We start from the raw sequence: 24,402 nt of genomic DNA, 5'->3' as shown, positions 1-24,402 counted from the left end.
TCATGAGGCTCGAAGAGTTCATACCCGATGACAAGGTGCGGGCGCTCGTAGAGAGAACGCGCGAGTTCGCCAAGAGTTTCTTTGAGAGGGAAGGTACGCACGGGTTCAGCCATGTTAAACGGGTCTTCAACCTGTGCCTCCACATTGGGAAGGAGGAAGGGGCAGATTTAGAGATACTCGCCCTGGCCGCACTCCTCCATGACATCGCAAGGCCCCTGGAAAGCTCAGGAAAAGTTAAGGACCACGCCCTTGAGGGGGCGAGGATAGCGAGGCAGTACCTTACAAGCATGGGGTACCCAGCGGAGAGGGCCGAGGCCGTTGCCCACGCAATAGAGGCCCACCGCTTCTCGAGGGGACCGGAACCCAGAACCCTCGAAGCGAAGATCCTCAGCGATGCGGATAAACTCGACGCAATCGGTGCGATCGGTGTAGCCAGGGTTTTCATGTACTCCGGAGAGCACGGCAGAAGCATTGAGGACTCCTTGGCACATTTTGAGGAAAAGATACTCCAGCTTAGAGGGTTAATGTACACTGAAACCGCCAAGCAGCTCGCCCGGGAGAGACACCGGTTCACGGAGGAGTTTGTGAAGAGACTGAGAAGGGAGATAGAGGGAGAAATCTGAGAACTCCTCCGTCCCCTTCAACCCATAATAAGGTTTTTAAAGAGCCCCCTGAATTTAGGTTAGTCCATCAAGTTCATTCTTTGAGCGGGAGGAGGTGAGGAAATGAAAGCACCAATCTGTGAGGTGTGTTTAAAGACCGACGACATTCTTTGTCCTGCGGATGAAAAAAAGCTCCAGGAAGGTGTTATCTCCGAGCTTGATGTTAAAGTGGCGAGACTTCTCTACAAACTCCTAGGCGACGTCGATATAGAGTTCAAAAAAGCGGTCGAAGCGGGCGACCTGATAGTCATAATGGTGGGTCCCGGGGATGTTCCGCTAACCATCGGAAAAGGTGGCAGGAACATCAAAGCGTTAATGAGAGAGCTCGGAAAGAGGATCCGGGTTATAGAGGGGCTCAAAGTCAGCGGAACGAACGAGGTGAAAAAGCTCGCAACCGATCTCCTCTACCCCGCAGGAGTCTTCGGGGTCAACGTGGTGTACAAACCCGGGGGCGGAACGTACTACAAGGTCCTCATCCTGAGCAGGGATAGGAAAAAGCTACCCGAGAAGCCCAGCGTCCTGGAGAACCTGCTTTCCCAGATGGTTGGTGGAGAGGTCAGGCTATCCTTCATCTGACTCTTTTAATTTGAACGGAGGTAATCGTGATGTACAGAACGCACTACTCAAACCAGATAACCGAGGAACTGAACGGCCAGAGGGTTAAAATCGCCGGATGGGTGTGGGAGGTAAAAGACCTCGGCGGAATAAAATTCCTGTGGATAAGGGACAGGGAGGGCATAGTACAGATAACGGCCCCAAAGAAGAAGGTTGAATCGGATATATTCAAACTCATCCCCAGATTAAACGCGGAGGACGTTGTGGCCGTTGAGGGGATCGTCAACTTCACACCAAAGGCAAAACTCGGGTTTGAGGTACTGCCGGAGAGGCTGGAGGTTCTGAGCAGGGCCAAAAGCCCCCTCCCTCTAGACCCAACGGGCAAGGTCAAAGCGGAGCTCGACACCCGGCTCGACAACCGTTTCATGGATCTCAGAAACCCCGAGGTAATGGCCATCTTCAAAATAAGGTCAAGCGTCTTTAAAGCCCTCCGCGACTTCTTCCACTCAAACGACTTTATAGAGATCCATACACCGAAGATAATCGCCACGGCCACGGAAGGAGGCACCGAACTCTTCCCAATGAAGTACTTCGAAAAGGACGCCTTCCTCGCCCAGAGCCCCCAGCTCTACAAGCAGATGATGATGGCGAGCGGTCTGGACAGGGTTTACGAGATAGCACCGATTTTCAGGGCTGAGGAGCACAACACCACGAGGCACCTAAACGAGGCCTGGAGCGTAGATTCCGAAATGGCCTTCATCGAAAACGAGGAGGAAGTGATGGGGTTCCTCGAAAGGCTCGTGGCCCATACCATTGACTACGTCCGCGAAAATAATTCTAGAGAGCTTGAAATACTAAACTTCGAGCTTGAGGAACCAAAACTGCCCTTCCCGCGACTGAGCTATGATAGAGCACTTGAAATCCTCGGCGACCTCGGCAAGGAAATCCCATGGGGGGAGGACATTGACACCGAGGGGGAGAAACTCCTCGGAAGATACCTGCTCGAAAACGAAGGCGCACCCCTCTACTTCCTTTACATGTACCCAAGTGAGGCCAAGCCATTCTACATCATGAAGTACGATGAGAAACCGGAGATAAGCCGCGCCTTTGACCTGGAATATCGCGGTGTCGAGATATCCTCCGGGGGTCAGAGAGAGCACAGGCACGACGTCCTCGTTGAGCAGATACGGGAGAAAGGTCTAAGCCCAGAGAGTTTCGAGTTCTACCTGAAAACGTTTCAGTATGGAATGCCCCCGCACGGAGGCTTCGGCCTCGGGGCCGAGCGCCTCGTCAAGCAGATGCTGGACATTCCCAACATAAGGGAAGTCGTACTGTTCCCAAGGGACAGGAAGAGGCTTACACCGTAACGCCTTTATACTACATTTTCCTTTTGTAATTAGGCTAACGTCCACTGGAGGTCGAAACTATGAAAAAACTCTCTGCTTTAATCCTGTTTGGGCTTCTGATTCTCTCAACAATGTCCGTATTCCATCCTATAGCGTCAGCGGACGTTCCAAAATACGCGAGTATCTCAGCGGTGAGCCTGGGCCCCTCCGACAAAGTCAGCCTCGGCTCCTTCACCATAGAATACGTTGACCTGCAGGCTCCCACCCTCGGCGGCAACGTGACCAAGATATACTTCAGGGTAACCGGGCCCACCGGGGCAATGAACTACGTCGCCTCCACAGGGGAATGGTTCGCGTACCCGAACACCCAGAGCCCGTACTTAAACGTATCAGTCCTCTGGATAAAGAGCGAGGACAAGAGTGCCCTGATAGAGATACAGTCACCACTCCAGAAGTTACTATCCAACCAGAGCATGCTGGTAGGAGGGGAGGTAACCCTCCCACAGGGACTGCCCCAGATAAAAATCAAACTGACCGCGGTTTCAGGCGACCAAGCGACGTTCCAAGTAACCCTCCCCTACGGAGAGACCAGAACCCTCATAATAAGCAAGGGCTCTGGAGGAAGCGTGAGGTACAAACTCGGCGACAATTATTACTACAACAACTACCTGTACATACAGGTTCTTAACACCGTCACAAACGGTGCCACGTTCGACGTGTACATACCGAAGGTGGCTTCAACCAGCTTCAAGATACTCCGCGCCAACGGAGGAGTTGAAGGCGGCGGAACCAACACACCCTCCCAGGTTGAGGACGTACTGGTCTACAGTGGGCTTCTCTACGTCAACGAGCAGTTGCCCGTGAAGTACCAGAACACGACCTACTACGTCAAGCTCCTGACGACGATACCAAGCGTGGCCAAGATCGAGGTCCTCAAGGGGAGCCAGAGCCTGGGAACGGCCCTCCTGGAAGTCGGAGACCTTCCCAAAGTCATCTCCAACAGCCCATTCAAGATATCAGTCTCAACCGTGGAGCCGAATTACAAGAGGGCCACGATAAGGATATACGCCCCGCCCGGGACCGAAGTGACACCCATCCTACGGCGGGCAAACGTCATGGCAACAATAAACGCCACCCCCAGAAAAATCATGCTCAGTGACAACCTCGTGGTTGTCATAAACGTAGAGAACCTCGGCAGGGGAGACGCCTATGATGTCAGCGTTGCGGCACCTATCCCAAACGATTTCCAGCTGGTGAGTCAGGCAAAAAGCTGGAACCTCAAGACCCTCTCCGCGTTCACCAACATGCCGGCACTCATCTACATCCTAAAGCCCACCAAAGTTGGGAAGTTCGAGATCGGCAAGGCCATCGTGACGTTCTACGATGACCAGAGCCTCGAAACAGGCCAAAAACGGATCGTTTATTCCCCGACCCTTGCGGGGGTTGAGGTTTACAACGTCCCATCCCTAAGCGTGAAGGCACTGGCGTACAACGGAACATGGGGAAGCTACATCACCACAGACGTGAACAAAACAGTGAGCCTCAAATTCACGGTAAACGCAGGTACAGGAAACAAAAACTACGAGTACGTCCAGAACGCTACTTTAATCCTGGACCTCTCCAACAGCCTTAACGGTCCATCCACCATAAAACTCGGAACGATCCGCGCTGGAGAAACAAAAACGGTTCAGGTTGACCTAAAAGTCCTCTCCGCAAACATCACCAACATCAGGGCAACCCTCATGTACACGGACCCCATCGGAAATGTTCACCAGACCTACCTGGGAAACCTCGTGACAATAAACAGCATCCCACCGAAGGTGGTCCTCAAAGAGGTCAAGGTTTACCCGAGGGCGGATGAGCTTCCAGGGTACATAAACAGGACCCTCTCAAGCATGACGAACCCCGAACCCACAGCCAAGGAGATAGCCGCCGTTGCACAGACATACCTTCCGTCGAAGAGCAACACTTGGAAGGGAGTGGGGATACTGTTCATAATCCTAACCATCGTGCTGGCTGGACTCACCTACAGATACTGGTACGAGGCAGAAAAACTTAAAGGGGTCCTGGAAAGGAAGAAGAAGAGCCGCCCAGGTGGACTGCCCAAGAAAGAGGAGGAGAGTCCAACCGGGAAGGAAATCAAAGAGATAGAAGAACTTTGAACTCTTTTTCTTCCCCTAAACTTATTAAGCCCCTGCCCAACGGAGGTTGGGATGAACGATGTTTAGGTACAAACAGGTTATGGTCACACGGAACGACCTCAAGCTCAGCAAGGGCAAGTTTGCCGTCCAGGTGGCCCACGGGGCCGTTACCGCCGCCCTCAAGGCCCAGAAAGAGAAGCCCGAGTGGTTCAAGGCCTGGTTCCATGAGGGGCAGAAGAAGGTCGTCGTCAAGGCCGAAAACGAGGAGGAGCTCTTCGAGCTGAAGGCCCAGGCTGAAAAGCTGGGCATCCCAACGGCGCTCATCAGAGATGCCGGCTTAACCGAGATTCCTCCGGGGACACTAACGGTTCTGGCAATCGGCCCCGGGCCCGAGGAGCTCGTTGACAAGGTTACCGGCCATTTGAAGCTGGTGTGAGCGGAAGTCTTTTAATCATTTAGCCGTTTTAATCTTCGGTGAGAGCGTGAGGCTGAAGAAGCTCACTGTTAGAAACTTCAAGAGTCTCAGGAACTGCGAGGTAGAGCTGGATAAGTTCAACGTTATCATTGGTCCCAACGCCTCGGGCAAGACAAATCTTGTGGAGGTCTTCAAGCTTCTTAGGAAAATCTATGTTGAAAAAGACACAAATCCATTCCTTGAATGGTGGGGTTACAATAATGTCGTTTGGGCCGGAAAAGAGGAGTTACCGATAATCGTGGGGATGCTTTTCGACGTTGATGGTTATGATGTTTATTTTGAAACGACTTTTACTGGAACTGGGGGAAGTTTTGAGATTTTGAAGGAGGTTATTGAGGTTTCTGGTTACGTAAGGATCGAGAAGGAGGGCCATCTTCTAAAGGTTGTTCATGATAAAGAGTGGCTAAAAATGGCTTTTTCGGGTTTAGAGTACCCTACGATTTCAGAGTTCTCAGATTTAAATCTAGGAATCATACGAGAAAAGTTACCAAAAGACTTGGAAGATGCATCCTTATTCGAAATTCTTATGGATTATACTTCTATGCGACCGGTTCTTTTAGGAGATATCGCCAATTGGAAGTCAATAAAAAGTGCATACCTTGAATTTTTAAAGAAACAATTAATACTAAGGCAAATTTTTATTAGGGCTCTCAAAACGCCACAATATCCCCGCAAGGAAACAACCCTCAACGAAGACGCTTCAAACCTCATTCCGCTCCTCTATAACATCTGGCTCCGCGAAGGCAGATTGCCGGAGGAAATAGCTGAGCCTCTCTTCATAGCCTTCCCCAACACAAGAATATTCTTCCAGCTCACTGAGGATGGAAGGGTCATGATGAAAGTCTTTGAGAACGATCTTGAACTTGCTCCGCCAGGCATCTCTGACGGTTTCTATAAGGTTCTTGCAATCCTTACTGCAGTTTATCTCAAACCTCCTCTCCTGATAATTGACGAAATTGAGAATTCCTTACATCCCGAAACCCTTGAACTGGTAATAGACACACTCAAGGAAAGCGAGAGCCAGGTTATTATTACGACCCACTCCCCGGTTGTCGTTGATATCGTTGAGCCTTCTGACCTTGTGCTCGTCGATAAGGAGAATGGTGAGACTGTCTTCAAAAGAATAAAAGATCCCGAAAAAATCAAAGAGTTCCTTAATGAGAGGGGCATCACCCTCAGTGAGGGATGGCTTTACGGTTCACTCTTTGAGAACAAAAAGCAGTGATGGGCATGGCAAAAGAGATAGTCATCATTACTGAGGATACCTACGGGGGAGAGTTCTTCAAACGTCTCTTGGGCAGATTGAACCATGAGGGGCTTGCTAACATCAAACTCAAGAAGCTTTCTGGAAGAAGGAATCTGATTCATGCTCCTTATCTCTGCAATCCTAAGTTAACCAAAATTATCAAGGCTGCTGAGATTGCTTTCCCTGAATTCATACTTATTGTTTACGATGGGGATGGTCCTGCAAATTATGGGTCACGTAAACGGGACATTGCGAAACATGTCCCTAAAAAAACGGAGGTTCCGGTTAAGATTTTCATCTTTGAGTACGAGATTGAAGAATGGATATGCAAAAGCCTCGGCTACAGTTGGAGTACCAAACCTTCCGATGAACTGAAAAAGAGAGAGCGTTACACCAAATCCAATCTTCCAAAGTATGCTGACAAGCTCGACTTTGAGAAGCTCAAACGGAATTGCAAATCCTTTCGCGAATTTTGGAGATTTTAGGTGATTGAGATGGACTACCGCGAGTTTTTTTCCCGGTTCAGGTATCTGAGCAAAGAACCCGGCATTGGGGGCAGGATAAAGGTTTTTCCTGAGGACTTCGTCGTCATCGAAGACCCCCTGCCCCAGATATTTGAGGGCAGGAAGCACACCATCTTCCTACTCAAAAAGCGAAACTGGGACACCATGAGCGCCGTCAAGGAGATAGCCAAGCGGGCCGGGATTAGCTACAGGGACGTGGGCTTCGCCGGGACGAAGGACCGGCACGCGGTGACGTATCAGTACATCAGCGTTCCTGCTAAGGCCAAGGAAAAGGTCAAAACCGTTCGGATCAGGGACGTTGAGCTCCGCTTCGTTTCCTACGGTAGGTTTATCAAGCTCGGCCACCTCACTGGAAACCGCTTCAGGATAATCGTCCGTGGCGTTGGTGATGATGCCTTTGAGAGAACCAGAGAGATAGTGAGGGAACTGAAGAGAAAGGGTGGCTTTCCCAACTACTTTGGCTACCAGCGTTTCGGGGAGAAACGTGTCACGAACCACCTGATCGGAAAGCTCCTCCTGCAGGGGGACTTCGAGGGTGCCGCGAGGCTCTTCCTCGGAGCGCACGAAGGGGGTATGGAAGGGGACGAGGCCAGAAGACACTTCTGGGAGACTGGCGATGTTGAGAAAGCTCTGGAGGAATTTCCGAACTTCCTGCGCTATGAAAGGACACTCCTCTACCGCTACAAGGAGACCGGGAGCTGGAAGAGGGCTTTTCTAAGCCTTCCACTTCCCATAATGCGCATCTTCATCCATGCCTACCAGAGCTACCTCTTCAACCTCTACATCTCCCGGAGGATTGAAAGAGGTATTCCCCTGAACGAGGCCCTCGTCGGCGATATCGTCGTCCAGGTGAAGGGAGGAATCCCCTACCGCGACAGAACCTACCGAGTGACCGAGACCAACAGGGATTTTGTAAACAGGAAGATACAACGCGGCGAGGCTGCAGTCAGTGGCCCGCTCTTTGGCTTTGCCATGAGGCGTGCTAAGGGGCTTCCTGGGAGGCTGGAAGAGGAGATACTTGAGGCGGAAGGGATATCCCTCGAAGTCTTCAGAAAGCTTCCGAAACCGATGGCCGAGCCCGGAGGAAGAAGGGAGCTTTTGATTAGGCCCCTTGGCCTCACCTACGGCCACATCCCCGGAACTGGAATGTGCTTCAGGTTTTTCCTTCCGAAAGGTGTTTATGCGACCAGCGTGCTCAGGGAGATAATGAAGGATCATTGAAACGGCCTCGCGAGTAACGGAACCAACCGCTTTGTTTTTATTCTCCTCACGCAAGATGATAGGGGTGGGAAAATGGTAAAGGCTATCTCAGTTGATATAGATGGCACAATAACTTATCCGGATAGGAGGCTCCACAAGAAGGCACTAGAAGCCATAAGGCTGGCGGAGGGCCTCGGGGTTCCGGTAATGCTGGTAACAGGGAACACCCTCCAGTTCGGAGAGGCCGCCACCATCCTCATCGGTACAAGTGGCCCCGTGGTTGGTGAAGACGGCGGGGCGCTCTCGGTTAAGGACGGCCGGCTGAGGAGGAGGGCTTATCTGACGAAGATGGACGAGGAGTGGATTCTCTGGAGTGAGGTGAAGAGGCGCTACCCAGAGGCGGTGCTCAGCTTCTCGATGCCTGAGAGGAAGGCAGGGCTGGTGATTTTGCGCACAATTCCTGTTGAAGCCGTGAGGGACATAATAGAGGAGCTCGGTCTTAACCTCGTCGCCGTTGATTCCGGCTTCGCGATACACGTCAAGAAGCCCTGGATAAACAAGGGGACGGGGATAAAGAAGGCCTGCGAGGTGCTCGGGATAGAGCCGGGAGAGGTTGCCCACATAGGTGACGGCGAGAACGACCTCGATGCATTCAGAGTAGTCGGCTACCGCGTCGCCGTTGGCCAGGCGCCGGAGAGCCTGAAAAAAGAAGCCGACTACGTGACGGAAAAGACCTATGGTCAGGGCGGAGCGGAGGGAATCCTCCACGTGCTGAGGAAGTTCGGCTACCTGGGTGAAGACGATGCGGATCCGTTTGGCAACCCTTGACGACGTCGAGGGGATAGTTTCACTCCACACGGCCGGCGAGAGACTCAACGGCAACCTCTACGAACGCTACACCAGAGGCGGTCCCTGGATGAACGTTGAGACCTGCGCGATCCATCTGAACAACCTCCTCATTGATGACCAGCTCGTGGCCGTTGCCGAGCTAAAAGGTATTATAGTTGGCGAGGTCGAGGTTCTGTTCTCCGAGGAGCCCGTTGGTGGAAGGCTCAGGAAAATAGGGCACGTGGACGTTATCGAGGTTCACCCCGACTACAGGGGCAGGGAAATCGGAAGGCTTCTGATGGAGTTCGTTGGGGAGGTCGCTAAGGAGCGGAAGGTCGAGATGCTGACCGTCCAGCCGGATGAGGATGCGGAGGGATTCTACAGAAAGCTCGGCTTTGACGCTGAGCTTTTCACGGGGACAACCGTATGGGTTCCGGCGAGGGGCGGAGGAACCGTGGAGCCTTCGGCGTTCGGCTGGAAGGACGTTAAAAACCTTGACTTGGTTGCTGGCAGATTCCAGAGCTCCTACAGCATGTTCTTCTCGGCCTTTAAGGACAACATCGCCGGGATTCACTATACGATCGAATCCGGCAGGAGTGGCGGCTCGTACTATGTCCTCAAGAGTCTCCCCGGGAGGGAGGGCGCTGCACTCCTTCTCTGGGGCAGGATTGGGGACTTGAAGGCGGTTTTCAGCAGGGCAAAGACTCTCGGGTTTGAGCGGGTTCTGACAGTCTTGCCGGGCGACGTTGAGAGCTTCGGCGATGAAAGGGTGGGAAAAATTAAGATACTCGCGAAATCCCTCATTTAAGGAACTCCATGGCAAGGGCGACTTCCATCGCCGTTCCGAGGTGGAGAACATCTTCATCAACGTCGAACCTCGGATGATGGTGCGGGTAGATTATTCCCTTTTCCTCGTTGTATATCCCGAGCGTCAGGAACGCTCCGGGGACTTTCTGGAGGTAGAAGGCGAAGTCCTCGGCGCCCATGGTTGGCTCAACATCGCCGTACCTCAGGCCGTACTTTTCGGCCACTTTTCTGGCAAAAGCCGCCATGCCCTTATCGTTAACGGTCGGCGGGACGAGCTCCTCTATCGACAGTTCGTAGGAAGCCCCGTGTGCCATGGTGACGCCTTCGAGTATCTCCTTCATGCGCCTCTGAATCAGCTCGCCTATCTCGTGCTTGAAGAATCTTACCGTTCCCTTCATCTGGACTTCCTCTGGAATCACGTTGAAGGCCGTCCCAGCCTGTACAGCAGTGACGCTTACAACGCCAGTCTCAATTGGAGGTACGTTTCTGCTCGCTATGGTCTGGAGTGCGAGTATTGCTTCCGCCGCTATGGGAATTGGATCGACGGTCTGGTGTGGCGATGCCCCGTGGCCGCCTTTTCCTATTATCCGTGCCTTGAATATGCCCGCACCGGCCATGAACGGGCCTTCCCTTATCCCTATCACCCCGCTGGGCATGTCGATCCACACGTGGAGGCCGAACACTGCATCCACTCCTTCAAGTGCACCGCCCTCTATCATCTTCACCGCCCCGTTGCCGCCCTCCTCGGCCGGCTGGAAGATTAGCCTCACCCTGCCGTTGAGCTCATCGATATGCTCGGCTATTATCTTCGCCGCCCCGAGGAGCATGGCCGTGTGGGCATCGTGTCCGCAGGCGTGCATCTTTCCGGGAACGCGGGACTTATAAGGGACGTCATTCTCCTCCTGAACTGGCAGGGCGTCCATGTCGGCCCTTAGGGCTATCGTCTTCTTACCCTCGCCGATGTCCGCCATAATCCCGGTTCCGACACGTTTAATGGAGTATCCCCACTCGCGCAGGTGTTCTTCCACTATTCTTGAGGTTCTCTCCTCCTCGTACTTGAGCTCCGGGTGCATGTGGAAGTCCCTTCTCCAGGCTATTATCTGATCCTTAATTCGTTCAGACTCGCTCCGCGGATTAAAAGTTCCCATCACAATCACCGTTCACAGATGGGCAAACTTCGATATTAACTTTTCGATGGAAATTTTAATGATATGGACCTAACCAAAAAATTTATAAAGGGAGCCCTGTAGGTGTTTACGGCGTCAATGGGAGTGGGCCGGTAGCTCAGCCTGGTATGAGCGCCGCCTTGGCAAGGCGGAGGCCCCGGGTTCAAATCCCGGCCGGTCCACCATCCCTGGGCGGGCCCGTGGTCTAGACTGGTTATGACGTCACCCTGACACGGTGAAGGTCCGGGGTTCGAATCCCCGCGGGCCCACCAATACAAAATTCGCAAAGGCGAAGTTTGATCAAGGCCGGCATGCCATTTCTAAGTGGCAGTTCTTAAGTTGGGCTTACTCAACAAATTGCAGTTTTTTAGTGTTTTCACTGTGAAATAACGCCCGAAGGACGTTAAAAGAAAAACGAAACCTTCTAAACCGACCAGCTTATTTAATCAAATCCACGTCTGACGAAAAGTTTGTCAAAAGGTCATGATTCTCTATTGGATGACTGCCTTTTGGTAAAGCTTTTTTTCAAAAGCTCCAGCGCTGGCGAAAAATTAAGTGATTTTTTTAAGTGAACTCATTTGAGAGGGGATTTCTTTCCTACTGGTCGGTTTTGGGAGTGTTTCACTTTCTAGAGGTGCCTGAGGGACACTAATCTCCTGACCGAACTTTGCTCGGCAAACTGGATATGCACAAGGTTTATAAAACGTCCCCGAAAAAGACCTTCAGTCGTGAAAACAATACATCATCAGGGGTGATGCTCATGGGAAGAACCACTAAGGTTGGATCAGGCGGAAGATACGGTTCCAGGTATGGTCTTAAGATAAGAAGGCGGGTGGCGACAGTTGAAGCCAGGATGCGGCAGAAGCACGTCTGCCCGGTCTGTGGGAGGAAGGCCGTCAAGAGGATAAGCACGGGTATATGGCAGTGCCAGAAGTGTGGTGCCACCTTCGCCGGTGGTGCCTACCTGCCGACCACTCCGGCCGGGAAGGTCGCCAAGCGCGTCACGGCCTCCAAGGCCTGACACCTCTCCTTCTATTCAGGTGATGACCATGGTGATGGGTGTTTACCGCTGTGCGAAGTGTGGAAAGGAGGTCGAGCTCGACCTAGAGAATACCAGAGAAGTCCGCTGCCCCTACTGCGGCAGCAAGATACTCTATAAACCGAGGCCCCGTGTGGCCAGGCGCGTTAAAGCGATCTGATTCTTTCGGATTTCGAAAGCCTTTTATCGAGTTAACCCGGTTTTGAGTGAGGGCCATGATGCTGATAACGACTTCCCACAGACCCACGAGGAGGACGAGGAGCTTCGGTCACGACTTGGAGAAGGTCTTTCCCGGCTCCTTATACCTGACCAGGGGGAAGAAGACCCTCCACGACCTTTTAATGGAAGCCTACGACAGGAACTACGAGAGGCTTCTGATAGTCAACGTCTGGAAGGGCAACCCACTCAAGATGACCTTCATCCGGGTTGACCCCGAGGACTGGGGCTACCTCGGCTACCTGTACCTCCACGGCATAAAGCTCCAGCGCGAGATTGGTTTTAGAGACATAAGGCCCATACGCGAGGAGATGCCGCTTGTTGTGACCACAGCAAAGCGCGTTGGCCTCGACCACGTTGCCTTCGCCCAGGTCTTTGCCGAACTTACCGGTGGGAAGTTCGTGCCGAGAAAGGAGCGCTCGCTCCTCGGAATAGTCGACAGATACAACACCGATGTTCTGAGCGTCATCGAGAGGCATCCGCGCGGAATGGCGGTGGACTTCTACCGCTTTGATGTTGAGAAGAAAAACCCCATAGGACCCTTAATAAGCGTCAAGATCTGGATAATGGAGGACGGTCGGAGATGGGAGTACAAAGGGGCTCTTCTAAAGAAAAAACCTGGCCAATTGAAGGAATGATCGAGCTCTCTTTTCCGGATGAGGAAACCGCCAGGGTGGTCTATGAGAGCGTTCTCTACGAGCATGAGTCCGTCCCTTATCGGAGGAGCAAAATAGAGTTTCTCAGAGACGGAAAGAAAATAGTGATAAGGTTTTTAACAAAAGACAACTCGGCTTTAAGGGGAACGCTGAACTCTTACCTTCGGTGGATAAAGGTTGCCATTGATTCTACTAAAATATAGTAAAATTTTAATATTAGGTTCCGAAGTTTAGTATCGGTGATAGAGCTTATGTCAGGTCTGTTTTCATCCCCCTTAGAGGATAAGATTGAAACCATTAAGGAGCTATACCCGAGAATTTCCAACGAAGAAGCAACAAAACAACATATAATACTCCCCATTCTAAACGGGCTATGGTGGGAAGTAGATAACCCCCAAGAGGTATATCCAGAGAAACAGACCAGAAACAAAAAACGGCCTGATTATACGTTAATCGTAGATGGAAAACCAGTAGCATTTTTAGAGGCTAAAAGTGCAAAGACGTCAATTATTGGAAGGAGGGGAGTAGTTGCTAAGTACGCTCGCCAACTAATGGAATATTGTTTTGAAGAGGGAGTAGCTCTGGGAATATTGACCAATGGCATTCAATGGGGGTGCTAATTGAAGCCTTTAAGCCTTGGCTACCCCCTGAAGAAAGGGTCATTGTTTTAGCAGACATTAAAAAAATTAGTGCCAAAGAGGCAGCTAACAGGATGTTGATATTCTCCAGGCGAAAAATACGGTGTTATTACAGGAAGTTCGGATATACTCTAGGAGGGTCTTGCGGTTTTTGATCCAATAACTCTTAAATCTCTTTTAGCCTAAACTATTTAAAGCCTGCCCCTTATTCTCACTCGGCATTATGATTACGGAGGTGTTGGCTATGCAGAACATTCCACCGCAGGTTCAGGCCATGTTGGGGCAACTTGAGAGCTACCAGCAGCAGCTTCAGCTTGTCATTCAGCAGAAGCAGAAACTTCAGATCGAACTGAACGACACTAAAAAGGCCCTTGAGGAGATTGATGCCGTGGAGGATGGGACGGTAATATACAAGACCGTCGGCACCCTTGTTGTAAAAACCACCAAGGAGAAGGCCATTGGAGAGCTGAAGGAAAAGGTTGAGACACTCGAGATAAGACTAAACGCCCTTGAGAGACAGGAAAAGAAACTCAATGAGAAGCTTAAGGACCTCACCGCCCAGATACAGTCCTCACTGAAACCGCCGGTAGCCGGCTGATCCTTTTTCATTTCTGAGGTGAAGGACGTGGGGGCAGAAAAGAGCAGTGAAAGGAAGGTCGTTTACATAGGTCTGCCTGACCTTGAGCCGGAAAGGTTGGTTGAGATAGGGGAGATCGCACAGGAGACAATAATCGACCGCGTCTTTGAGGACCTCACCAAGAGCGAGGTAAAAGATTTTGAGGTCACGACTAGAATAAACCGGGGAAAGACCCTGGATCTGGAGATCGAGGTTTACCTTGAGGTTCCAATATTTGTGAGAACCGATGTTGGGAATCTCATCGATGAAGCCATTGATATGGCGTATCGGGCCGTCGAACAAAGACTGTGGGAGATCGCACATGAAGGGGAAGGTAAAGCTTAAAAAATTTCTGAGGGCCTCTGAGGACAGGTCCTTCCTCCTGCTGTGCCACCATAACGCAGACCCGGATTCGTTGGGTTCGGCTATAGCGTTCGCTATCTACCTGAAGTCCACCGGGGTAGAAAGGGTCAAGATAGGCGTTGCTCAGAGCGTCTCCTCCTATGCCAAGAGATTGCTTTCCCTCTCGCCGGTCCCCGTTGAGAGGAATCCTCCGGTGGAGGAAGACGTCGTTGTGATCTTCGACACATCATCCCTCGAACAGCTTGAACCTATCGAGGTCCGGGAGGGAAGAACCCTCGTAGTCATAGACCACCACGTCGAGAAGGAGAAGCCGATACGGGCGGATATCCGCGTGGTTGATTCATCCAGAACGTCAACGGCTGAAATCGTGTGGGAGCTTTTAAAGTACCTCGGAGTTTATAACGAAACGGCCGTTAGGGCGCTCTTGGCCGGGATAATTACCGACACAGCAAACTTCCGCTTCGCAAACACGAAGACTTTCAAAGCCGTAAGTGAGATGCTGGAGCATTTTCCAATCCAGCTGGGGGAGATATCCCAGCTTGTTGCCCCGGTAAGCGATGAGAACATCGACCAGGCAAAGAAGATGGCGGTGCTGAAAGCGTGCCAGCGTCTTGAGGTTAAAAAGTTCAGGAAATATATAATAGCTGTTTCAAGAGTGTCCGCTTACGAGGCCCTTGCCTGTAAAGTGTTCCTGAACCTCGGCGCGGACGTAGCCATCGTCGGAAGCGAGAAGAACGGCGTCAGAATCTCGGCCAGGGCGAGGGAGGCACTCGTCAAGAGGGGCCTCCACCTCGGAAGGATAATGGAGGGGGTGGGTCCGGTTATCCAGGGATCCGGGGGAGGCCACCCTGGTGCCGCAGGCGCCAACGGACAGGCAAACCTTGAGGAAGGGGTAAAAACCATCCTAAAGGAGATTGAACGGTTTTTGAAGAATATGGAGGGATGAATATGGCAAAGTGTCCCCGTTGTGGAGCTGTTCTCGACTGGGCTGAACTCATAGAGCAGATGCTCACTATCGAAGGGGTGGAAGAGGTGTTGCAGGATAAAGGCAAGTTCATGGAGACATTTGAGAGCTTCGTCTTCAAATGTCCCAGGTGTGGGGAAGAGTTCTATGGAAGAAATCTATCTAGTAAAGAAGCCGAGAAGGTCTTTGAGTTGCTCAACGAGTTCAAAGGCTCGATAGACTGGGAAAACCACAAGGTCAAGCTTAGAATAAACAGCCTGCTTGCCCTTGAAACCATGCTGGAAGGGTGGGACCGGAAGGTCAGAAAATAGCGATATCCTTTTTTACTTTGAAAACCACCCCTTTCAGCCGGTGATTCATGTGGAGACCGTGGAGGTTTACATCAACAAGGGGGAGTACCGGAAAGCCCTCAGACGTGCCCTTGAAATTCCGGAACAGATCAAGCGCTTGCTTGCACTATCCGAGGTCTTAACGGCATTCCCCGGGGATGAAGTCCTCAGCTATGTCCTGAAAACCCTCGACGAGATTAAGGCAACACCAGAACGGGCGTTTGCATATTCTATAGTTGGCCGCGCACTCTATTCCATCAACAGGGACAAAGAAGCCGAGAGGTACCTGGAGATATCCCTCACAGAGGCCGAAAAAATTAGTTCCCTGCGCCTGAGGGGGGAGGTCCTTGGGGGCATAGCGAGGAACTTTGTCCTGTCCGATAGATACAGTGATGCGTTAAAGCTCTTTCGAAAGGCTGTGGACCTACTCCAGCTTTCTAGGGGATTCTCTTCAGACGCACTTTCCTCACTACTTTCGGTGGCCAGGGCCATAGAACGAAGCGGGGATGAGATTGCCAATGGGGCCGCCATTGAGTTTTATTCCCTCGCAAAGGACGTTTATTCGTCCCTGCAGTTCAACCTTCAAGCTCAGTATCTTGAAGAAAGGATGGAACTGGTGGGGGAGGTACTTAAAAGAGGGAAGAGTGCGGTGGATGGGATACTGGAGCGAGGCGATGTTGAGGTCGCAATGAAGCTGATGAGATTTTTACCCCTAGAAAACCGGGCGCTTGCAATGCTTGAACTCTCGTACTGGTTTAACCTCCATGAGCAACCAAAGCTTGGCAGACGCGTATTCAACGATGCTATGGAGATAATCCTAGTTGGAAAGTTTAGACCGGCCGACGGAGAGCTTGACAGGATAGCGAGGCGCTTCCTCCGCATAGGCTTCCTGGAGGAGCCGCTTATCCTTGCCGGCGTTATCGGGGACGATAAGATAGCGTCGAAGCTCCTTGGAGAGGTGGCTCTAGCCTATGCCCGCTGGGGTGACAAAGTCAAGGCCCGTTCGATAGCCGAGGGGATAAGGGACGAAAGCGTTAAGAACCGCGTTTTGAAGGCACTGGAGGGTGAGAGCTATGTGGGACACGAGCAAGGATTACCGCTTACTGGTGGCGGAAAAGGCAGTGGAGCTGTTTCTGAAGACGCTGGAGCACGCGAAGTTCAAGGGGAAGTGGAACAAGAAGGGAGCGATTCAGTTAGCGAAGGAGATGATTCCGGAGATACAGGCGATGCGGTACAGCTACGTGGAGCCGAAGGAGCTGATTGAGACCCCGCAGATGAGGGCTTTGAAGGAGAAGGCCAATGGAATAATCGGGGCTCTAGGTGGTGAGGAATGGTATCACACGTTTCTCAATCTGGCGGACAAGGACGAGAAGGAAAAGGTTGAGGAGGCAGTTGCCAAAGTCCGCTTCTTCCTGAACACGATACTCGGCCTCGACAAACGCCTGGCCCTAGGTAAGATAAACGACCCGGTCATAGCGGTAGACATAAAGGTCGGAGAAGTCATGAGCGTTGGCAAGCACCCGAACGCCGACCGCTTGCTCGTCACCAACGTCAACCTTGGTGATAGGGCCCTGACCGTTGTCACCAACGACCTAACGGTGAAGGAGGGCAACCGCGTCGCCGTTGCCCTGCTCCCACCTGCGAACTTCAGGGGAATCGTCAGCGAGGGCATGTTCCTCGGAGCCGGAGAAGGCGTCCTGAAAGATGTCAAAGGGGAAATCGGCGGACTCCCAAAGGGAATCCCGCTGGAGGCCTTCAACGAGACAAGGAACCTGGTGGAGGCGTTTTTGAAGGGGTGATTTTTCCGACACATCTTTAATACCCTTTTCCAAGTTGTAACTGTGGTCTCCATGAGAAAAAGATACTTAGTATTAATCGTTGTTGTGGCCTCGCTCCTTCTTGCATTCCATATCATAGGCCACGAGACACGGGGTCCAAAGCCCAACTCCCCCACCCTCGCCCCGGATACCGCATTGAACATGCTCTACGACGCAAACCTGAGCAACTTCTCCCTTAAGCCACAGCTCACTTACTGGGTTGATGGGAGTACCTGCACGAAGCTCAGCCCGAAGTGCAGGATACTCCGTATGGAGGGTATAATAGAGGTGAAAAACAGGACTTATCTGGCCTTCTTTGATCTCGAAAACATGAGTGTAAAGCTGGTTCCGGCAAACGAAACGCAGATAAAGAAGTATCTCCAGTTTTTTGAGGAACACAATGGCAAAGTGTTCCCCTGCAACTCCACGGTCAAATCCACCTTCGGTAAAGATATCGAGATAAAAAACGAGAATGGCACCTGTATAGTCCCGGCAGTTGTCAAAATCGGAGGGAGGACTTAAAGGGACATAAAAACGTTGAAATGTGAAACGGTGGCGAAAGCAAAGAAAACGTGAAGGGCTCATGATCCTATCCTCGTCTTCACTACCTCCAACGCCCTCTCAGCATCTCCCTTAAATTCAGGATAGCCGAGCTCCTCCATTGTCTCGGGCAGGGGAACTCCAAGCTCCTCGTGCCAGCCTCTCAGTCTGTAGAACTCCCTGCGAGCTTCAAGAAAGTCACCGTAGTCTATGAAAGCCGCGTTGCCCTCCGCCGGCCCGTCTGGCTCCGGCTCCCACCAGCGCGGCGGAACCGTGTCGTCCATCGGCGGTGTTACCCAGTCGAGGGCGTCGTGTATTCTGGCAATGCTCTCGACCGCTTGAGCCACCTTTCTGAGCTTTTCAACCGTCCACTCCTCGCCGGTCACGAGCGAGTAGAGCCTGGCTAACTCTTCCATCTTGTAGGGGACGAACTTACATGTTCCGAGCATATCCGTTATGTAGCTCTCGTCCCTGCCCTCTATCATCGAGGGCACTAGCTCCTTTGCCGGCCCCTGGTTGGGGAGCTGGTGCGGCCTCGGCCAGCCCCTCAGATGAGAGGCTCCAACGTCGGCTGTTGCATAGCTCAGGGCGTAGGTTCTCCTTCCGCGCGGGTCCCAGGCTGGGCTCTCCATGCCCTTCACGTGGACGGCGAACTCACAGCCCCTGCCGAGCCTCTCACAGGCGCGCTTAACACCGTCCGCCAGAACCGCGCCGATGCCCTTCCTCTCTGCCATCAGCCTGATGAGCCTCTCCTCAGCCTCCTCGTCGCCGAAGCCCTCAACGGGGAATCCTATCTCCTCCTCGCTTATTAGGCCCTTCTTGACCATCTCGAAGAGCCACGCTATCGTGGCCCCTGTCGCTATGCTGTCCAGCCCGAGGTCGTTAACGAGCCAGTTGAAGTAGGCCACCGCCGGGAAGTTGAAGACTCCGGTAGCCGCTCCGAGCATCGCTATGCTCTCGTATTCGGGCTTGACGCGTATCTTCTTGCCCCTGTATTCCACCTCAACGTAGCGGGCGCACTTTATAGGACAGCTCTTGCCGTGAACGAACCACTCAGGCTCGACTTCATACTTCTTGACCTCGTCTCCCGCCAACTTGCTCGCCAGCTCGTCCGGGATGTAGGGTCTTGAGAAGTTGTAGGCCGGGCTCATGCCCAGGGAGGCGGCGCTCCTTAAGGCGTCGCTCGTTCCGTAGTTCCTCGTGTGCTCGTACTTGGGGTCGGTGGCGAAGTGGTCGTAAAAGCTCTGCCAGAGTCTCTGGAACTCCTCGGGGTTGGCCACCTTGGGCTTCTCGCCGGGTTCGACTACAACTGCTTTGACCTTCTTGCTCCCGAGGACGGCTCCAGGGCCACCCCTTCCGCTCGCCCTCTCGGTGTCGTAGATGACGTTGGCGATCCTGCTGAGTCTCTCACCTGCGGGGCCAATGAGCGCCATGCTCGCCTTGGGGTGCTCCTTCCAGAGCCTTCTGGCAACCTCATAGTTGCCCCTGCCCCAGAGGTGCTCCGCAGATAGAATCTCAACTTTTCCATCGTGAACGTGGAGATAAACGGGCTCCTCGCTCTTTCCCTCGATGATAAGAGCATCGAAGTGCCCCTTCAGTTTCGGGCCGAAGGCGTCTCCACCGCTTGAATCACTGATAAGCCCCGTCTCCGGGCTCTTGCTCACCGCTATGACCTTGCTTGAGCCCGGCACTAGGCCGGTTAATCCTCCCGGAGCGAAAACGAACTTGTTGGCCTCGCTCAACGGCTCAGTTACCGGCGGAACCTCGCGATAAATCAGGTAGTAGCCGAGGCCCTTCCCGCCGATGAACTTTCTTATTATCTCATCGGGCAGTTTCTCATATGTGGCCTTCCCATCCGTCAGGTTTATCCGGGCAATCAGGTTGTGATAGCCGTACATCAGACGCACCCCCTTGCCTTCTCCCTATCTTCCCTTAAAAGTCTCCACCCCATCGCGCCGGCGTTCTCCTCGACGTGCTCCCTTCTGCCAGCCTTCGGAATGGCTATAACGTTCTCCTCCCAGATGAGGTAGTTGAGGGCGACCTGGGCCGAGGTCTTCCCGTACTTCTTTCCAATTTCCCCCAAGCAGGAGTTCCTCGCGAGCGAGCCTTTTTCGAGGGGGGTGTAGGCTATGAGCGCTATTTTTTCGCGCTTCATGTAGTCGAGCAATCCACTCGTCTCGGGCCACCTGTCCTTCAGGGAGTACTTCACCTCATTGGCGACTATCTCGTGCCTCCTCATGGCCTCTTGGGAGCGTTTCAGAAGCTCAAGGTCAAAGTTGCTGACGCCTATGTAACGAATCAATCCTTCATCAACGAGTTCCTCCAAAGCGTGGAGGGTCTCTTCTATCTTCCCCCAGTCCTCACCGGGCCAGTGGAGGAGGTAGAGGTCTATGTAAGTACCAAGTCTCTTCGCGCTTGCCCTCGCGGCATTCTTCGCCTCGTTATAACTGAAGTGACTCGGCCATACCTTGCTGATTATGAAAATCTCTCCCCTCTCAAAGCCCCTAATCGCCTCGCCCACGAGCTCCTCGGAGTGGCCAGCACCGTAGAACTCTGCCGTATCGATGAGGTTAATTCCTAGCTCCAGACCATATCTCAGGGCCTCGACGCTCTCCCTATCGTAGGAATAATCGGGCCTCTCGTAGCCGCCTATGCCCCACGTCCCCATACCAATGGCCGTTACCCTATAGCCCCCAAGAACCTTCAACTCCTTCACAACCACGCTATCACCAAATAAAATTAAAGCGTTCCACCTCTTTAAAGTTTCGGTCTAAACGCTAAAATATAGAGATAACCTTAGCCCCTCCTAATATAAATTGGCGGACCAAAATTGTTTTAAATGAGTGACCCCTGTCATACCAACGGTGGTAGATGTATGAACGCGAAAACAAAGGTGAAAACCAAGGCTGTGCTTTCGTCCATATTGATAGCGGTGTACATTGGGGCAGTATTTCTCACAATCGGTGAAGTGATGGCAGTAAAGCAGGGTTCTTTCCTAGGCATGAGGGGGTTAGAGCTATTAAAACTAAAGTCGAAATATGGGCTCATCATGCTGAGTCTAATTGCGATTCACCTGGGTCTTAACTGGGACATGTTTAAAAATGAGGTTAAGGTTCTGAGGTCATGATAAGGTAATAATTTAGACCTCTTCGAGCTTCCTTTTCACTTCTTCGGTGTTCTTTCTTGTCTCCTCGAGAACACCCTTCAGCCTTTCAAGCTCCACCTTGAAGTCGTTCATCGTCTTGTTAACTTGGTAAAAAGCAAAGCCAAGCACCACGAGGATTATCAAACCAAGGATTATGCTTATCCATCCACTAGGGGTCTGCATATGCTCACCTCCCCAAGGCATTTCAAACCTCCCCCAAGCGTTTTATCACGTCGTTGTCGAGAACGATCCTGAATCGCTTTGCCCTGTAGTACTTCTTGGCCCTGGGATCACCGGGCTCAAGGCGAAGTTCGCTCTCGACCAGCCCAGCCTTTTCAAGCTTCTTAAGATGAAGATACAAAAGTTGTCGTGATATACCAAGCTCTTTGGCCATCTCATAGACATACCACTCCTTTTCACAGAGCATCCTCAGTACCTTGACCCTAACCGGGTTTGAGAGGGCCTCCCCTACTGCCACAAGTTCGGTGATGCTCTGAACCATGATCATCACACCGACGTACGTGTAAGCGAAGCTCTGCATAAGTAAGGAAGTAGGAGAATAAAAGCTTTCCGCTGGAGATTCTCTCCATCAAAATGAAGATGCAAAAGGGGCATCAGCCGCGGAAGCCCCTTCCACTTCCACCACATTCACCTTTAGGGCCGTTCATGCCCCCACCACGGGTACCGCGTGCACTGCTCTCTCCGTGTATTCCCCTGTGGTTCCCGGTACCATCGTCTCTACCCGCCATACGGTGGCCTTCTCCCCTCATCTTTCCGTGTCCGTTCTCTTCGCTGAGTATCTCGTCAACCTGCCCCTGTGGGAGTACCTGAGCGGTATAACTAACTCCCCGGGCATCAAGCTGAGCCGTAAAGGCCCGCAGGTGGTTCTCGCTACCCGCCATTAGGTGGCTGTAGACCCCCCTGATGTCCTCGTTGTCGGTCTGGGCGGTCCAGTTCTCGAGGTCTTTGATGTCGGTTTCCTCTATCAGGGCCCCAACCTTTAGAGCGTCAACTTCACTCCGGCTTCCCTGCTCAACGAGCTGGTTGTAGATACTCTGGAGTTCCTCGTTCTGGAAAACACCAACCTGATCGAGCGTCGCCGGAGCCGTCAGGTTGTACTTCCCTATCAATGAGAGCACGGCATCCATATGGGTCTGCTCGCTCTCGGCGATGCGCTCGAAGACTTCAAGACCCGTTTCGTTGTAGAGCGTCAGGTAAACATCCCTCGCGAGCTTCTCTTCCTCGACCATGTAAATAAGCCCGCTGGCCTCGTCATCGCTCAGTGGGGCGCTGTATTCATCCGCATATGTCTGCGGTGCCTCCGGATTTGGCCAGAGGGTACCCCTGTATGCAGCAGCCCCCCCAATCACCAGACCGAAGAGGCCCAGCACCAGCAACCCAAATCCAACCAACTTTTTCCTCATGTATCTTCACCTCTTCATGTGTAAGTTCAATATTACATATGCATGCCTGGTTTATAAAGTTTTTGGTCGGGAAACGTTTTAAGTAAAAAAGGTCAGGCAGTACGGGGGAGACCTGATGGACTGGGGAGGGATATCAGTCCTGCTGGCCATAGTTATGGGTGTTGTTTACCTTGTGGCTGAAGTCCGGCAGAAGCTATCCTATACTGGAAAAACCTCAAGGGTTTCTTGGATCTTCACGCTGGAGCTGGGCGCTTACCTCGTAACCCTTGGGGCACTAACCTTTCTTCTGAGACGGGGCAGAATCGACGCGGCCCTCTACGCCGCGGTGATATGGGCCTTCGCGCTGACCCTTCTCCCGATGTCCATCTACCTAATGGTGAAAAAAGGAACAAAGGGCAGACCGACCTAAGCCCCGAACTTCTCGCTTCTGTTCATGAGGTCCATCATTACCGGCACTATGTCGTGGCCCTTAATCCTTCCTATACCGCCGCGCATGCACTCACGCTCGCCGAAGCTCTCGGTGTAGTCGGCCCTGACGCCACCGCCCGCTATGAGGAGGGGAACCGGGTCGCCGCTGTGGTTCATGACCTCGCATGGCGTGCTGTGGTCGCCCGTTATCGCTATCACGACATCGTCGAGGTTGATGTGCTCGACGATGTAACCGATCATCCTGTCGGCCTTCTCTATCATCTCGACCTTGAGCCTCGGGTTGTTGTCGTGACCCGCGGCATCGGTCGGCTTGAAGTGGAGGAACACAAAGTCGTGGTCCCTGAGCAGCTCAACCACCTTCCTTGCCTTGGCCATCTCGTCGGTGTTGTACTCACCTGTTGCCCCCTCCGGTGTGTAGACGTCAAAGCCTATCGCCCTAGCAACGCCCTTGACGAGTGAGACCGCTATGACCGCCCCTGCTTTGACCCTCCACTGCTCGGTGAACTTCATTGGTATATCCGGATAGGTTCCTGCACCGCGGATGAGGAGGTAGTTGGCAACGGGCTTGCCCTCTTTCCTGCGCTTCTCATTGATTGGATGACTCTCAAGGACTTCATGCGCTTTTTCAACGAACTCTTCGAGGATCTTGGCAACTTTCCTGCTCTCCTCGTCCTCCCAGGTGAATCTGTGCGGTGGCTTCCCCGCCTCGTGAGGGTCGTTTTCACCGACGTGATAGCCCGCGGCCATTCCTTTGAGGACGAGGACGGCCCTGTGCCCCGTGGCTCCGGCAAAGATGAACTCGACTGGAATTTTAACATTCTCCTGAATGGCCCTCGCCAGCCCGTGAGCTTCTTCCGTGCTTATCCTGCCAGCACGTCTGTCAGTGATTATCCCTTCCTCAATGGTCGCGAAGTTGACGCGGAATGCCAGGTCGTCCTCGCTCAGGTCGAGGCCAACACCCATGGCTTCGAGGTAGCCCCTCCCACGGTAGACCTCGTAAGGATTGTAGCCGAAGATGCTCAGGTGGGCAGTGTCGCTTCCGGCCGGCTGGCCTGGCTTTATCGGGTCCTGCTGGCCGAGGATCCCCATTTTGGCGAGTTTATCCATGTTCGGAGTGTTAGCATGCTCCAGGGGTGTTTTACCGCCGAATTCCTCAACTGGTCTGTCCCCGAGGCCGTCGAGGATTATGAGAAGTCCCTTTCTCTGCCTCATGCCTATCACCGCAGGTGAATACCACGGATTGGTTAAAAGCTTTCTGACCCCCTGTGAACCCGCA

The 24,402-nt window shown here is 52.6% G+C and carries 30 protein-coding genes and 2 tRNA genes; 25 read left to right on the top strand and 7 right to left on the bottom strand.

The features are described from left to right. Positions 1–2 precede the first annotated feature (2 nt). The 10 genes from MVK60_RS10355 to MVK60_RS10310 all read left to right on the top strand — a co-directional run bounded on the left by MVK60_RS10355 (position 3) and on the right by MVK60_RS10310 (position 9,785). Positions 3–623 (top strand): HD domain-containing protein, encoded by a 621-nt coding sequence (locus tag MVK60_RS10355; RefSeq protein ID WP_297439085.1) that lies wholly within the window; start codon positions 3–5, stop codon positions 621–623. Positions 624–725: 102 nt separating this feature from the next. Further along, on the top strand, positions 726–1,238 hold the full coding sequence (locus MVK60_RS10350; RefSeq protein WP_297439083.1) for a KH domain-containing protein: 513 nt from the start codon (positions 726–728) through the stop codon (positions 1,236–1,238). Between the two features lie 29 nt (positions 1,239–1,267). Next, the gene (gene aspS / locus MVK60_RS10345; RefSeq protein ID WP_297439152.1) at positions 1,268–2,584 is read left to right on the top strand and encodes an aspartate--tRNA(Asn) ligase; all 1,317 of its coding nucleotides are present in this window, start codon (positions 1,268–1,270) and stop codon (positions 2,582–2,584) included. Between the two features lie 59 nt (positions 2,585–2,643). Then, entirely contained in the window at positions 2,644–4,725 is a 2,082-nt protein-coding gene (locus tag MVK60_RS10340) for a hypothetical protein (RefSeq protein ID WP_297439081.1), read from the top strand. Positions 4,726–4,783: 58 nt separating this feature from the next. Further along, the gene (gene pth2 / locus MVK60_RS10335; RefSeq protein ID WP_297439079.1) at positions 4,784–5,140 is read left to right on the top strand and encodes a peptidyl-tRNA hydrolase Pth2; all 357 of its coding nucleotides are present in this window, start codon (positions 4,784–4,786) and stop codon (positions 5,138–5,140) included. A gap of 46 nt (positions 5,141–5,186) precedes the next feature. Beyond that, positions 5,187–6,404 (top strand): AAA family ATPase, encoded by a 1,218-nt coding sequence (locus tag MVK60_RS10330; RefSeq protein ID WP_297439077.1) that lies wholly within the window; start codon positions 5,187–5,189, stop codon positions 6,402–6,404. A gap of 5 nt (positions 6,405–6,409) precedes the next feature. Further along, positions 6,410–6,910, top strand: coding sequence for a hypothetical protein (locus MVK60_RS10325; RefSeq protein ID WP_297439075.1), 501 nt, complete (start codon positions 6,410–6,412; stop codon positions 6,908–6,910). Positions 6,911–6,919: 9 nt separating this feature from the next. Then, a complete protein-coding gene (gene truD / locus MVK60_RS10320; RefSeq protein ID WP_297439151.1) occupies positions 6,920–8,170 on the top strand; it encodes a tRNA pseudouridine(13) synthase TruD in 1,251 nt (416 codons plus the stop codon). A gap of 72 nt (positions 8,171–8,242) precedes the next feature. Beyond that, the gene (locus MVK60_RS10315) at positions 8,243–8,977 is read left to right on the top strand and encodes a phosphoglycolate phosphatase (RefSeq protein ID WP_297439073.1); all 735 of its coding nucleotides are present in this window, start codon (positions 8,243–8,245) and stop codon (positions 8,975–8,977) included. Next, positions 8,952–9,785 (top strand): GNAT family N-acetyltransferase, encoded by an 834-nt coding sequence (locus tag MVK60_RS10310; protein ID WP_297439071.1) that lies wholly within the window; start codon positions 8,952–8,954, stop codon positions 9,783–9,785. Before MVK60_RS10315 ends, MVK60_RS10310 begins: the two co-directional genes overlap by 26 nt. Here the strand turns inward: MVK60_RS10310 and MVK60_RS10305 are convergent. Continuing rightward, positions 9,778–10,932, bottom strand: a complete 1,155-nt coding sequence (locus MVK60_RS10305; RefSeq protein WP_297439149.1) for a M20 family metallopeptidase — start codon at positions 10,930–10,932, stop codon at positions 9,778–9,780. The genes MVK60_RS10310 and MVK60_RS10305 overlap by 8 nt on opposite strands. A gap of 125 nt (positions 10,933–11,057) precedes the next feature. Here MVK60_RS10305 and MVK60_RS10300 point away from each other — a divergent pair. The 13 genes from MVK60_RS10300 to MVK60_RS10240 all read left to right on the top strand — a co-directional run bounded on the left by MVK60_RS10300 (position 11,058) and on the right by MVK60_RS10240 (position 18,110). Then, positions 11,058–11,135: transfer RNA gene (locus tag MVK60_RS10300), tRNA-Ala, on the top strand. Between the two features lie 9 nt (positions 11,136–11,144). Next, a tRNA-Val gene (locus MVK60_RS10295) sits at positions 11,145–11,222 on the top strand. 488 nt (positions 11,223–11,710) lie between these two features. Then, the gene (locus MVK60_RS10290) at positions 11,711–11,971 is read left to right on the top strand and encodes a 50S ribosomal protein L37ae (protein WP_297439147.1); all 261 of its coding nucleotides are present in this window, start codon (positions 11,711–11,713) and stop codon (positions 11,969–11,971) included. A 28-nt stretch (positions 11,972–11,999) separates the two neighbouring features. Further along, positions 12,000–12,149: a DNA-directed RNA polymerase subunit P gene (locus tag MVK60_RS10285; RefSeq protein ID WP_297439146.1), complete on the top strand. Its 150-nt coding sequence runs from the start codon at positions 12,000–12,002 to the stop codon at positions 12,147–12,149. A gap of 55 nt (positions 12,150–12,204) precedes the next feature. Then, a complete protein-coding gene (locus MVK60_RS10280) occupies positions 12,205–12,843 on the top strand; it encodes a ribosomal biogenesis protein (RefSeq protein WP_297439144.1) in 639 nt (212 codons plus the stop codon). After that, entirely contained in the window at positions 12,789–13,064 is a 276-nt protein-coding gene (gene pcc1, locus MVK60_RS10275; protein ID WP_297439069.1) for a KEOPS complex subunit Pcc1, read from the top strand. The genes MVK60_RS10280 and pcc1 overlap by 55 nt, the downstream gene beginning before the upstream one ends. Before the next feature lie 36 nt (positions 13,065–13,100). Then, complete coding sequence (locus MVK60_RS10270; RefSeq protein ID WP_297439067.1) at positions 13,101–13,481, top strand: type I restriction endonuclease; 381 nt, start codon at positions 13,101–13,103, stop codon at positions 13,479–13,481. A 262-nt stretch (positions 13,482–13,743) separates the two neighbouring features. Continuing rightward, positions 13,744–14,097, top strand: coding sequence for a prefoldin subunit beta (locus tag MVK60_RS10265; protein WP_297439065.1), 354 nt, complete (start codon positions 13,744–13,746; stop codon positions 14,095–14,097). 27 nt (positions 14,098–14,124) lie between these two features. Then, a complete protein-coding gene (locus MVK60_RS10260; protein ID WP_297439063.1) occupies positions 14,125–14,460 on the top strand; it encodes a DUF3194 domain-containing protein in 336 nt (111 codons plus the stop codon). Next, positions 14,438–15,424, top strand: a complete 987-nt coding sequence (locus MVK60_RS10255) for a bifunctional oligoribonuclease/PAP phosphatase NrnA (RefSeq protein ID WP_297439061.1) — start codon at positions 14,438–14,440, stop codon at positions 15,422–15,424. The genes MVK60_RS10260 and MVK60_RS10255 overlap by 23 nt, the downstream gene beginning before the upstream one ends. 2 nt (positions 15,425–15,426) lie before the next feature. Then, a complete protein-coding gene (locus tag MVK60_RS10250; protein ID WP_297439143.1) occupies positions 15,427–15,753 on the top strand; it encodes a hypothetical protein in 327 nt (108 codons plus the stop codon). A gap of 1,091 nt (positions 15,754–16,844) precedes the next feature. Further along, a complete protein-coding gene (locus MVK60_RS10245) occupies positions 16,845–17,570 on the top strand; it encodes a tRNA-binding protein (RefSeq protein WP_297439059.1) in 726 nt (241 codons plus the stop codon). A 51-nt stretch (positions 17,571–17,621) separates the two neighbouring features. Continuing rightward, positions 17,622–18,110: a hypothetical protein gene (locus tag MVK60_RS10240; protein ID WP_297439057.1), complete on the top strand. Its 489-nt coding sequence runs from the start codon at positions 17,622–17,624 to the stop codon at positions 18,108–18,110. A 59-nt stretch (positions 18,111–18,169) separates the two neighbouring features. Here the strand turns inward: MVK60_RS10240 and MVK60_RS10235 are convergent, their stop codons facing one another. Both MVK60_RS10235 and MVK60_RS10230 read right to left on the bottom strand, forming a co-directional pair. Continuing rightward, positions 18,170–20,026, bottom strand: coding sequence for an aldehyde ferredoxin oxidoreductase family protein (locus tag MVK60_RS10235; RefSeq protein ID WP_297439055.1), 1,857 nt, complete (start codon positions 20,024–20,026; stop codon positions 18,170–18,172). After that, a complete protein-coding gene (locus MVK60_RS10230) occupies positions 20,026–20,796 on the bottom strand; it encodes an aldo/keto reductase (protein ID WP_297439141.1) in 771 nt (256 codons plus the stop codon). Before MVK60_RS10230 ends, MVK60_RS10235 begins: the two co-directional genes overlap by 1 nt. Positions 20,797–21,003: 207 nt before the next feature. Between MVK60_RS10230 and MVK60_RS10225 the strand changes: the two genes are divergently transcribed. Further along, the gene (locus MVK60_RS10225; RefSeq protein WP_297439053.1) at positions 21,004–21,255 is read left to right on the top strand and encodes a hypothetical protein; all 252 of its coding nucleotides are present in this window, start codon (positions 21,004–21,006) and stop codon (positions 21,253–21,255) included. Positions 21,256–21,267: 12 nt separating this feature from the next. Here MVK60_RS10225 and MVK60_RS10220 read toward each other — a convergent pair whose 3' ends face one another. From MVK60_RS10220 to MVK60_RS10210, 3 genes are all read right to left on the bottom strand, one after another. Continuing rightward, positions 21,268–21,456, bottom strand: coding sequence for a hypothetical protein (locus tag MVK60_RS10220; protein WP_297439051.1), 189 nt, complete (start codon positions 21,454–21,456; stop codon positions 21,268–21,270). Positions 21,457–21,478: 22 nt separating this feature from the next. Further along, positions 21,479–21,775, bottom strand: coding sequence for a winged helix-turn-helix domain-containing protein (locus tag MVK60_RS10215; protein ID WP_297439139.1), 297 nt, complete (start codon positions 21,773–21,775; stop codon positions 21,479–21,481). A 112-nt stretch (positions 21,776–21,887) separates the two neighbouring features. Beyond that, positions 21,888–22,697 (bottom strand): DUF2202 domain-containing protein, encoded by an 810-nt coding sequence (locus MVK60_RS10210; protein WP_297439050.1) that lies wholly within the window; start codon positions 22,695–22,697, stop codon positions 21,888–21,890. A gap of 115 nt (positions 22,698–22,812) precedes the next feature. On the opposite strand from MVK60_RS10210, the gene MVK60_RS10205 reads away from it, so the two are divergent. Continuing rightward, the gene (locus MVK60_RS10205) at positions 22,813–23,106 is read left to right on the top strand and encodes a hypothetical protein (RefSeq protein WP_297439048.1); all 294 of its coding nucleotides are present in this window, start codon (positions 22,813–22,815) and stop codon (positions 23,104–23,106) included. On the opposite strand, the gene MVK60_RS10200 is transcribed toward MVK60_RS10205, so the two are convergent. Then, positions 23,103–24,338 (bottom strand): 2,3-bisphosphoglycerate-independent phosphoglycerate mutase, encoded by a 1,236-nt coding sequence (locus tag MVK60_RS10200; RefSeq protein ID WP_297439137.1) that lies wholly within the window; start codon positions 24,336–24,338, stop codon positions 23,103–23,105. The genes MVK60_RS10205 and MVK60_RS10200 overlap by 4 nt on opposite strands. Positions 24,339–24,402 lie beyond the last annotated feature (64 nt).

Origin of the sequence: Thermococcus sp., assembly GCF_026988555.1 — an archaeon.
Lineage (GTDB): Archaea > Methanobacteriota_B > Thermococci > Thermococcales > Thermococcaceae > Thermococcus.
The sequence above is the reverse complement of the archived record's forward strand: the minus strand, read 5'-3'. Positions and strand labels throughout refer to the sequence as shown.